The sequence below is a fragment of the uncultured Stenotrophomonas sp. genome (genome assembly GCF_945952405.1).
Classification (GTDB): Bacteria; Pseudomonadota; Gammaproteobacteria; order Xanthomonadales; family Xanthomonadaceae; genus Stenotrophomonas.
The window spans coordinates 26495-36670 of sequence record NZ_CAMFIA010000030.1 but is presented as its reverse complement, the minus strand read 5'-3'; the positions used below and the strand labels follow the sequence as shown (position 1 = coordinate 36670).

The 10176-nt window shown below is 67.7% G+C and carries 7 protein-coding genes and 1 pseudogene; 6 read left to right on the top strand and 2 right to left on the bottom strand.

The window, feature by feature from the left end:
- From Q0P60_RS19600 to Q0P60_RS19585, 4 genes and pseudogenes are all read left to right on the top strand, one after another.
- Window positions 1-811 (top strand): annotated as a pseudogene (locus Q0P60_RS19600) (pyridine nucleotide-disulfide oxidoreductase); the annotation flags it as partial.
- A 9-nt stretch (window positions 812-820) separates the two neighbouring features.
- The gene (gene uvrD, locus Q0P60_RS19595) at window positions 821-3013 is read left to right on the top strand and encodes a DNA helicase II (protein WP_049398649.1); all 2193 of its coding nucleotides are present in this window, start codon (window positions 821-823) and stop codon (window positions 3011-3013) included.
- 157 nt (window positions 3014-3170) lie between these two features.
- A complete protein-coding gene (locus Q0P60_RS19590; protein ID WP_294997286.1) occupies window positions 3171-3725 on the top strand; it encodes a hypothetical protein in 555 nt (184 codons plus the stop codon).
- A 207-nt stretch (window positions 3726-3932) separates the two neighbouring features.
- Window positions 3933-4379, top strand: coding sequence for a universal stress protein (locus Q0P60_RS19585; protein WP_294997285.1), 447 nt, complete (start codon window positions 3933-3935; stop codon window positions 4377-4379).
- A 122-nt stretch (window positions 4380-4501) separates the two neighbouring features.
- On the opposite strand, the gene Q0P60_RS19580 is transcribed toward Q0P60_RS19585, so the two are convergent.
- Window positions 4502-4786 (bottom strand): DUF2782 domain-containing protein, encoded by a 285-nt coding sequence (locus tag Q0P60_RS19580; protein ID WP_294997283.1) that lies wholly within the window; start codon window positions 4784-4786, stop codon window positions 4502-4504.
- Window positions 4787-4885: 99 nt separating this feature from the next.
- On the opposite strand from Q0P60_RS19580, the gene polA reads away from it, so the two are divergent.
- Both polA and Q0P60_RS19570 read left to right on the top strand, forming a co-directional pair.
- Entirely contained in the window at window positions 4886-7660 is a 2775-nt protein-coding gene (gene polA, locus Q0P60_RS19575; RefSeq protein WP_294997281.1) for a DNA polymerase I, read from the top strand.
- 365 nt (window positions 7661-8025) lie between these two features.
- The gene (locus Q0P60_RS19570) at window positions 8026-8505 is read left to right on the top strand and encodes a YetF domain-containing protein (protein ID WP_294997279.1); all 480 of its coding nucleotides are present in this window, start codon (window positions 8026-8028) and stop codon (window positions 8503-8505) included.
- 88 nt (window positions 8506-8593) lie between these two features.
- On the opposite strand, the gene Q0P60_RS19565 is transcribed toward Q0P60_RS19570, so the two are convergent.
- Complete coding sequence (locus Q0P60_RS19565; protein WP_294997277.1) at window positions 8594-10111, bottom strand: hypothetical protein; 1518 nt, start codon at window positions 10109-10111, stop codon at window positions 8594-8596.
- Window positions 10112-10176: the final 65 nt, after the last annotated feature.

Below are 10176 nucleotides of genomic sequence, written 5' to 3'. Positions count from 1 at the left end.
GGCGGTGGCCATTGTCGGTTCCGGCCTGAGCATGGCCGACACCGTGCTGGCCCTGGTGGCGGCCGGCCACAGCGGGCCGCTGCACGTGTTCTCGCGGCATGGCCTGCTGCCCCTGCCGCATGCGCACGGCGGCCTGCCCGCATTCGAGCCGGCCACGTTGCTGCCGATGGGCCTGCGCCAGCGCCTGCGCGCGCTGCGTGGTTTTGCACGCCAGGCGCAGGCCGATGGCCTGCCGTGGCAGGGCGTGATGGATCGGATCCGCCCGCATGGCCAGGCGCTGTGGTGCAGCCTCGATGAAGCGGACCAGCGTCGTTTCCTGCGCCATGTGGTGCGCTACTGGGACGTGCATCGGCACCGCATCGCCGAAGAGGTGGATGCCCAGCTGCAGGCGCTGCAGGCCACTGGCCAGCTGCGCATCCATCGTGCGCGCCTGCAACGCATCGAGGCCGACGGCGACGTGCTGCGGCTGAGTGGCCGCGATGCCAGCGGCGCCGAGCGGCACTGGGCGATCGGCGCGGTGATCAACGCCACCGGCGTGGAAACCCGGGCCAGCGCCCTGCGCAACCCGCTGCTGCAGCAGCTGCAGGCCGAAGGGCTGGCGCGCCCCGGCCCGCATGGCCTGGGCCTGGACAGCACGGTGCCGGGCGATCGCCTGCGCGCGGCCGGTGGCCAGCCACAAGCACGGCTGGGCGTGCTCGGCAGCCTGCGCATCGGCAGCCTGTGGGAAAGCCTGGCGGTGCCTGAACTGCGTCAGCAGGCGCAGCAGCTGGCCACCCAGGTGGTCGCAGGAGCGGCGACGGCGATGCCGTAAAATGGGGGGATGGATGTCTCCCACCTGCTTGATGGCCTGAACCCGGCCCAGCGCGAAGCCGTCTCCGCTCCCCCCGGCCACCACCTGGTGCTGGCCGGTGCCGGTTCCGGCAAGACCCGCGTACTCACCCACCGCATCGCCTGGCTGCATGAAGTCGATGGCGTGCCGACCCACGGCATTTTCGCGGTGACCTTCACCAACAAGGCGGCGGGCGAGATGCGCCACCGCATCGACGCACAGTTGCCCAACGGCAGCCGCGGCATGTGGATCGGCACGTTCCACGGCCTGGCCAACCGCCTGCTGCGCCTGCACTGGCAGGACGCGAAGCTGCCCGAAGGCTTCCAGGTGATGGACTCGGATGACCAGCTGCGCCTGGTGAAGCGCGTGGTGCAGGCGCTGGAGCTGGACGACGGCAAGTACCCGGCCAAGCAGATCGCGTGGTGGATCAACGCGCAGAAGGATGAGGGCCGCCGCCCGCAGCACATCCAGCCCGAGCCGCATGATGCCTGGCTGGAAACCATGCGCCAGGCCTACATCGAGTACCAGGCGCGCTGCGACCGTGCCGGCCTGGTCGACTTCGCCGAGCTGCTGCTGCGCGCGCACGAGCTGCTGCGCGACAACCCGGCGCTGCTGGCGCATTACCGCGCCCGCTTCCGCGAGATCCTGGTGGACGAGTTCCAGGACACCAACGCCATCCAGTACGCGTTCGTGCGCGTGCTGGCCGGCGACTCCGGCCATGTGTTCGTGGTCGGCGACGATGACCAGGCCATCTATGGCTGGCGCGGCGCCAAGGTCGAGAACGTGCAGGGCTTCCTGCGCGACTTCCCGGGCGCGCAGACCATCCGCCTGGAACAGAACTACCGTTCCACCGCCAATATCCTCGGTGCCGCCAACGCGGTGATCGCGCACAACCCCGACCGCATCGGCAAGCAGCTGTGGACCGACAGCGGCGATGGCGAGCCGATCGACCTGTACGCGGCCTACAACGAGATGGACGAGGCGCGCTACATCGTCGAGCGCGCCCGCCAGTGGGTGCGGGACGGGGGCAGCTATACCGAAGTGGCCGTGCTCTATCGCAGCAACGCGCAGTCGCGCGCGCTGGAAGAAGCGCTGCTGAGCGAGCAGGTGCCGTACCGCGTGTATGGCGGCATGCGCTTCTTCGAGCGCGCCGAAATCAAGGATGCACTGGCCTACCTGCGGCTGCTGTCCAACCGCAACGATGACGCGGCGTTCGAGCGCGCGGTCAACACGCCGACCCGTGGCATTGGCGACCGCACGCTGGACGAAGTGCGACGCGAGGCACGTGCCCAGGGCATCTCGTTGTGGGAAGCGACCATGCTGGTCACCCAGGGCAGTGCGCTGGCCGCGCGTGCACGCAATGCGCTGGCCGGCTTCCTGGTGCTGGTCAACGAGCTGCAGGCGCAGACCCTGCACATGACCCTGGCCGAGCGCGTGGACCACGTGCTGGCCCGCTCGCAGCTGCGTGAGCACTGGAGCAAGGAAAGCCGCAATGCGCTGGATTCGGAATCGCGCACCGACAACCTCGACGAACTGGTGTCGGTGGCTTCGCGCTTCGTGCGCCGCGCCGACGACATCGAGGAAGTGGGCGAGGACATGGACGAGCTGGTCGCGTTCCTGGCCTATGCCGCGCTGGAGGCCGGTGAGGGCCAGGCGCAGGCGGGCGAGGATGGCGTGCAGCTGATGACCCTGCATTCGGCCAAGGGCCTGGAGTTCCCGCTGGTGTTCCTGGCCGGCCTGGAAGAAGGCCTGTTCCCGAGTGCACGTTCGCTGGAGGAAAGCGGCCGATTGGAAGAAGAGCGGCGCCTGGCCTATGTCGGCATCACCCGTGCACGGCAGAAGCTGGTGCTGAGTTACGCCGAGTCGCGGCGCATCCACGGCCAGGACAACTACAGCCTGCCATCGCGCTTCCTGCGTGAAATTCCGCGTGAACTGCTGCATGAAGTGCGGCCGAAGGTGCAGGTCTCGCGACCGGCGTCGATGGGGGCGAGCCGGGTGATGGGCCATGCCTCGATCGAGGCGCCGCCGATCAAGCTCGGCGCGCTGGTCACCCATCCCAAGTTCGGCGAAGGCATGGTGACCGACTACGAAGGCAACGGCGCCCACGCCCGCGTGCAGGTCGAGTTCGCCGACGCCGGCAGCAAGTGGCTGGTGATGGCGTATGCCAACCTGACGGTGATCTGATCGCCGCGGTGCTTCATCTGTGCAGCCGAGCATGGCTCGGCTCTACAACAGGCCGACATCCGTAGAGCCGAGCCCATGCTCGGCTGTTTCTGTCCAGGAAACGCAGCCGGGCATGGCTCGGCCCTACAATGGGCCGACATCTTCCAGGAACGCCTCCATGACCGAACCCACGCTGCATGTCACCGTGAAGTTGAACGCCCGGCTGCAGCCGGAGCATCGCCATGAACTGTTCGAGGATCCGCTCGACGCACTGCTGCAGGCGGCCCAGGTGGGTGAGCTCACCGGTGGCGGCACCGCGATGTCCGACCTGGGTGAAGTCGAGTACGGCGATATCGAGGTCGCACTGATCGACGCGGCGGGCGTGCCCAAGCTGATCGACCTGCTGGAACAGCTGGGTGCACCGAAGGGTTCGCAGCTGCAGGGCGCGGGCGAGGCCGACCGTGGCTTCGGCGTGACCGAAGGCCTGGGCATCTACCTGGATGGGCTGACCCTGCCGGACGAAGTCTACGAACAGTGCGACTCCAACCACGTGTTCGAACAGCTGTCCGAGCGCATCGACGGCCTGGGCGAGATCTGCAGCTGGTGGCAGGGCCCGACCGAGACCGCGCTGTACATGTACGGCGAGTCGTTCGAGGCGATGCGTGATGCGATTGCCGAATTCGTGGCCAGCTATCCGCTGTGCCAGAACGCGCGCGTGGTGCAGATCGCCTGAGCGACATTGTTGTAGAGCCGAGCTCATGCTCGGCTCTACAGAAGATAGCCGCCGCCCCCCAGCTTGCGCGGCCGTGTTCGGTTACGCAAGCTGGCGGTGCGCACACGCCGCTGCGCAGCGCCGGATTGATCCTGCTCAAGGCGTAGCGTGCACATCCGGTGTGCAATGGTGTCGTTCCCATCTGGCAGATCGCCACGGAGCCCCACCATGTACAAGCGCATCCTGATTGCCACCGACGGGTCCGAGCTGGCCGACAAGGGCCTGGCCAAGGGCCTGGAGCTGGCCAAGGACCTCGATGCCGAGGTCGATATCGTGACTGTCTCCGAGCCGTGGGCCGTCGGCATGTATGACGCCATGGGCTGGAGCGTGGGCTACATGAACAGCCCCGAGTACAAGGCCGACCGCGAGGAAGGCGCGCAGAAGGTGCTGCAGCCGGCGCTGGCCAAGGCCGCCGAGCAGGGCATCCAGGCCAACCCGGTGCACGTGCTGGACCGCTATGCGGCCGACGGCATCATCGAGACCGCCGCCGAACGCAACAGCGACCTGATCGTGATGACCTCGCACGGCCGCCGTGGCGTGACCCGCGTGCTGCTGGGCAGCCAGACCGCCGAAGTGCTGGCGCGCAGCACGCTGCCGGTGCTGGTCATCCGCTGATTCAAGCGTTCCCGGGGAGGGGACCCGACGCCGGCCGCAGGATGCGCGCCGGCGTCATCTTTTGTGGAATCGATGGGGTCGGATCCGTTTGCCGGAGGCAAAGGGATCTGACCCCTGTTGCATCACCAGCTGTACAGCTTCCAGTACACCGGCGACACGCCGTCCTTGTCGTTGTCGAAGCGGCCGTCGCCGTTCTTGTCGTACATGTAGAACGGTGCGCCGCGCGAGGGGGTCACCTTGACCATGCGCAGCTGGCCGGACACGCGGTATTCCTCGACGACGTCGCCGTTGTCCATGGTGCGCTTGGACACGTCGGCGCCCTTGACGTCGACCGGGGGTGCCCCGGCGCCGCCCATGCTGGCGCAGCCAGCCAGGAGCAGCAGGGAGGACAGCATCAGCGTCTTCATGGCGGGGAATCCTTGGCCTGGAAAGAGCCCTGATTATGCCCCAACACCGGGGGCGTACCGTGTCGTCGCGGTGCAGGCACGGGCGCGTAGAATCGTCCCATGAGCAGATTAGTCCTGATCGACGGGTCCAGTTACCTGTACCGCGCGTTCCACGCGCTGCCGCCCCTGTCCAACGCACAGGGTGAACCCACCGGCGCGCTGTTCGGTGTGGTCAACATGCTGCGCTCGACCCTGAAGGAGCGCCCGGCCTACGTGGCGTTCGTGGTCGATGCGCCCGGCAAGACCTTCCGCGATGACCTGTACGAACAGTACAAGGCCAACCGGCCGCCGATGCCCGATGAGCTGCGCAGCCAGGTCGAGCCGATGTGCCGCATCGTCGAAGCGCTGGGCATCAGCATCCTGCGCATTCCCGGCGTGGAAGCCGACGATGTGATCGGCACGCTGGCCCTGCAGGGGCTGGCGCAGGACCTGAAGGTGACCATTTCCACCGGTGACAAGGACTTCGCCCAGCTGGTGCGCCCAGGCATCGAGCTGGTCAACACCATGACCGGCAGCCGCATGGATTCGGATGCGGCGGTAATGGACAAGTTCGGCGTGCGCGCCGACCAGATCATCGACCTGCTGGCGCTGATGGGTGACACCGTCGACAACGTGCCGGGCGTGGAGAAGTGCGGGCCGAAGACCGCCGCCAAGTGGCTGGCCGAGTACCAGCACCTGGACGGGGTGATGGCTGCTGCGCCGACCATGAAGGGCAAGATCGGCGAGAACCTGCGCGCCGCGCTGGAACGCCTGCCGCTGAACCGCGAGCTGGTGACCATCCGAACCGATGTGGAGCTGGAGGCCAGCCCGACCACGCTGGCGCTGCGCGAGCAGGATGTGCCGGTGCTGACCGAGCTGTACACGCGCTATGGCTTCACCCAGGCGCTGAAGGAGCTGGGCGCGCCGTTGCCGGCACCGGCTGCCGCCAGCGAGGCGACCCCGAGCCTGCGTGGCACGGCGGCCGGGTTTGCCCGTGGCAGCGCCGAGGCGCCGGCCGCCGGCACGCTGGATCCGGCGCTGGCGGCACCGGGTGAATACGAGACCGTGCTGACGGCGGAACAGCTGCAGGCCTGGGTCGAGCGGCTGCAGCAGGCCGATCTGGTCAGCTTCGATACCGAAACCGACGCGCTGGACGCGATGCGTGCGCGCCTGGTCGGCATCAGCCTGGCGGTCGAGCCGGGCAAGGCCGCCTACATCCCGGTCGGCCATGATTACCCCGGCGCGCCGGCGCAGCTGCCGATGCAGCAGGTGCTGGACGCGCTGCGCCCGGTGCTGCAGGACCCGGCGAAGAAGAAGCTGGGCCAGCACGGCAAGTACGACCTGCACGTGCTGCGCCGCCACGGCGTGCAGGTGCAGGGCTACCACGACGACACCATGCTCGAGAGCTTCGTGCTCAATTCCACCGCCACCCGCCACGACATGGATTCGCTGGCCCTGCGCTACCTGGGCTACAGCACCATCAAGTTCGAGGACGTGGCCGGCAAGGGCGCCAAGCAGATTCCGTTCTCGCAGGTGGGCATCGACGAAGCCAGCCGCTATGCGGCCGAGGATGCCGACATCACCCTGCGCCTGCACCACGCGCTGCAGCCGCAGCTGTTGGCGGTGCCAGCGCTGGACAGCGTGTACCGCGACATCGAGATGCCGCTGGTGCCGGTGCTGACCACGATCGAAGCCAACGGTGTGCGGATCGACACCGACGAGCTGCGCCGGCAGAGCCAGGATCTGTCCTCGCGCATGCTGGCGGCACAGCAGAAGGCCACCGAGCTGGCCGGGCGCAGCTTCAACCTGGATTCGCCCAAGCAGCTGCAGGCGGTGCTGTTCGACGAGCTGAAGCTGCCGGCGGTGGTGAAGACCCCGAAGGGCCAGCCCAGCACCAACGAGGAGGCGCTGGAGGCGATTGCCGACCAGCACGAGCTGCCGCGGGTGATCCTCGACTACCGCGGGCTGGCCAAGCTGCGCAGCACCTATACCGACAAGCTGCCGGAGATGGTCAATCCGGAGACCGGCCGGGTGCATACCAGCTACCACCAGTCCGGTGCCGCGACCGGCCGCCTGTCCTCGTCGGACCCGAACCTGCAGAACATCCCGATCCGCACCGAGGATGGCCGCCGCATCCGCCGCGCGTTCATCGCCCCGGAAGGCTGCCTGCTGCTGGCCGCCGACTACTCGCAGATCGAGCTGCGGATCATGGCCCACCTGTCCGAAGACCCGGGCCTGGTGCGTGCGTTCGAGCAGGGCGCCGACGTCCACCGTGCCACCGCTGCCGAGGTGTTCGGCCGCGCGCTGGACGAGGTGACCCCGAACGAGCGCCGCGCCGCCAAGGCGATCAACTTCGGCCTGATGTACGGCATGAGTGCCTTTGGCCTGGCCCGCAACCTGGGCATCGACCGTGGCCAGGCGCAGGATTACGTGGCGCTGTACTTCAGCCGCTACCCCGGCGTGCGTGACTTCATGGAGCGGATGCGCCAGCAGGCCCGCGACCAGGGCTACGTGGAAACCCTGTTCGGCCGTCGCCTGTACCTGAACGACATTCATGCACGTAACCAGGGCCTGCGAGCGGGTGCCGAGCGTGCCGCGATCAACGCGCCGATGCAGGGCACCGCCGCGGACATCATCAAGCGGGCGATGGTGGACGTGGACCAGTGGCTGCGTGACAGCGGCGCACCGGCCCGGATGATCCTGCAGGTGCACGACGAACTGGTGTTCGAAACCGAAAGCAGTTTCGTTGAAACTTTGCGTTCGCAGGTGGTCGAGCGCATGTCGCAAGCGGCCAAGCTGCGGGTGCCGCTGGTTGTCGACACCGGGATTGGCAGCAACTGGGACGAAGCGCACTGAGCCTGTTTCAAGCCGAAAACGACGTGAATTCATTCATTGAGCGTGTGTTTCTGACTCGATCATGAATGTTGCCCTGATTGAAGTTCATTAAATTGGGCCCCTTCACGAACCGTTAGTGTTCGGAGTGCTTCTATAACTCCCGACAGGCGCAATGCCTGTTGCGGATCTCTCCCATCCCCTGGAGCAGATCTCGGAACGGGGACTCCTCCCCAAGTGCCCGTTCCCCGGCCCCGTTGACCTCCCCCTGGTCAGCGGGGCTTTTTATTTGCGCCGACGGCAGTCGCGGTCGGATCCCTCTGCCTGCACGGCAAAGGCATCCGACCCCGGATGCTAGGCTGGGCCACCGCTCTACAGGGGAAACCGCAATGCCCGATCTGTTCGCACTGGCGATGCCGTGGTGGGAGTTCATCCTGCGCGCGGTGGTGGTCTATGTCGTGGTGCTGGGCATGGTCCGGCTCAGCGGCAAACGCCCGCTGGGCCAGATCACCCCGTTCGACGTGCTGCTGGTGGTGCTGCTGGGCAATGCGGTGCAGAACGCGCTGCTCGGCACCGATACTTCACTGGGAGGGGGGCTGCTGCTGGCGGCGACCCTGATCCTGCTCAACTACGGGGTCGGCTGGGTGAGTACGCGCAGCCGCCGGGTTGAACGCCTGGTAGAGGGAGAACCCGTGGTGATCGCGCGCGATGGCCGCCTGTTCGACGCCGTTCTGCGCCGCGAGCAGGTGACCCGCTCGGATTTCGACGCCGCCCTGCGCCAGCAGGGATGCCTGGGCGTGGAGGAGGTCGAGCTGGCCCTGCTGGAGATCAATGGGCACATCACCATCATCCCGCGCAGGAACACCTGACCCGGTAGAGCCGAGCCTGGGCTCGGCCCTACCGTTGCGGGATTCCCTTGTAGAGCCGAGCCTACGCTCGGCTGCATCGGGCTCGGCTCTACAGGTCCCCGGCCTTGAGCGCCGGCCAGTTGCGGGTGGCGTCCACATCGCAGGCCACGTGGGTGCCCTTGCCGTCCTTCGCGCAGATCGCCGCCATGGCCTGCGGCACCTTCGGGTCACCGGTATGCGCGTACAGCGCCGCCAGTGCCAGGCAGCCTTCGCGCACGCCCGCGCTGCACAGGCGCTCGAAATACGGCTGCGACGCGGCCCATTGTTCGTCCTTGAACAGCGCTTCGCCGGCCACCTTGCAGCCGAGCAGCTTGCCTTCGGCGCAGCACGCCTGGGCGCCGTCCTTGCGGCCCAGGGTCGGGCAGTCCAGCGGCAGCGGGATCTCCACGAAGGCTACCGGCGGTTTGCAGCTGGCCCCGCCGGCAGCGGGCTTGCGCTGGTAGTAGGCGAAGCGGTTGCCGCTGTCGATTCCGATCAGGTTGCCGTTCTGCAGCGGCTGCAGCACGTAGTCGCTGCCGACTTCGCGGCGGACCAGGATGCGCCCGCCTTCCAGGCTGGCGCGCAGGCGCTGGCTGCGGCCCTCGACATCAACCACGCCGCCGTCGAGGAAGTTCAGCTGCGAGAGCACGCTGTGCTCGGCTTCGTAGCGACCGCAGGGCAGGGTGGTGGCCGGCACCGGTGCCAGCGCGGTGGCCGGCACCGTGTCCAGCACCGCGAGGCGCCTGGCGGTCTCGCACTCGGATGCCTCCGCGCGCTGTGCGCAGGCCAGCTGCACCGCGTCGCGGGCCTGCAGGGTGCGCCCGGCACTCCACAGTACATCGGCCACCTTGCTGCAGAACGTCTCGCCGTGCTGCTGCCGGCACAGCGCCGACAGTTCATCGAGCTGTGCGGCCGGCAGCAATGGCGCCATCGCGTGTTCCAGCCCGAACACCAGTTTGCCCATCTGTTCCCAGGCCACTACCGAGGCCATCGCCTCGCAGCCTTCTGCGTCGAACGATGGGGAATCTTCCTTGCAGAGCTCAGGCATGGGCGGCTCTGCCCGTGTGGCCTTCGGGGCCGCGTCCCTGGCCTGCTCCTGGTAGGTTTCCAGCAACTGCACGCAGGCCGCGCCCACGCCTTCGGCGCACCAGGCGTGCAGCTTCGGCGGCGCGGCCTCGGGCAGCGCCTCCAGGCAGTCGGAGGTATTCATCACGCAGCCGCCCTCGATCGGCTCCGGCATCGCCTTGCATACCGCGGAGCGCTGGCGGGTGAACTCGCCATAGGGCGTGACGATGTTGCGATCGTCGTTCTCGAAGAACCAGTTTTCCAGGCGGCCGGTGCTCAGGTTGCCGGTGCCGAGCACGTCCTGCTGGCGGGCCACGCGCAGTTCTTCGGTGGCCTGGTAGGGGCCGGACAGGTATCCGTGGCCCTCGCTCTCGAGGGTCAGCGTGGTGGTGCCGCTGCTGTTGGTGTAGGTGCCACAGGCCATTGACTGTGCCGCTGCCGGCAGCGCGGCCGAGGCCAGTGCAAACAACAGCAGGCCGCGCCAGCCCGCGGTGCGGGAGCGGAAGGAAACAACTGCAGGCATCACATCATCCTTGAACAGGTAAGGGCAGGGCCTGTGCGGTGCAGGGCGCACCCAGGCCAGGGGGA

What these genes read in the sequence shown, in the direction of transcription:
- uvrD (WP_049398649.1), top strand. Translation starts at nt 821, where the DNA reads ATGGATGTCTCCCACCTGCTTGATGGCCTGAACCCGGCCCAGCGCGAA.
- Q0P60_RS19590 (WP_294997286.1), top strand. Translation starts at nt 3,171, where the DNA reads ATGACCGAACCCACGCTGCATGTCACCGTGAAGTTGAACGCCCGGCTG.
- Q0P60_RS19585 (WP_294997285.1), top strand. Translation starts at nt 3,933, where the DNA reads ATGTACAAGCGCATCCTGATTGCCACCGACGGGTCCGAGCTGGCCGAC.
- Q0P60_RS19580 (WP_294997283.1), bottom strand. Translation starts at nt 4,786, where the DNA reads ATGAAGACGCTGATGCTGTCCTCCCTGCTGCTCCTGGCTGGCTGCGCC.
- polA (WP_294997281.1), top strand. Translation starts at nt 4,886, where the DNA reads ATGAGCAGATTAGTCCTGATCGACGGGTCCAGTTACCTGTACCGCGCG.
- Q0P60_RS19570 (WP_294997279.1), top strand. Translation starts at nt 8,026, where the DNA reads ATGCCCGATCTGTTCGCACTGGCGATGCCGTGGTGGGAGTTCATCCTG.
- Q0P60_RS19565 (WP_294997277.1), bottom strand. Translation starts at nt 10,111, where the DNA reads ATGCCTGCAGTTGTTTCCTTCCGCTCCCGCACCGCGGGCTGGCGCGGC.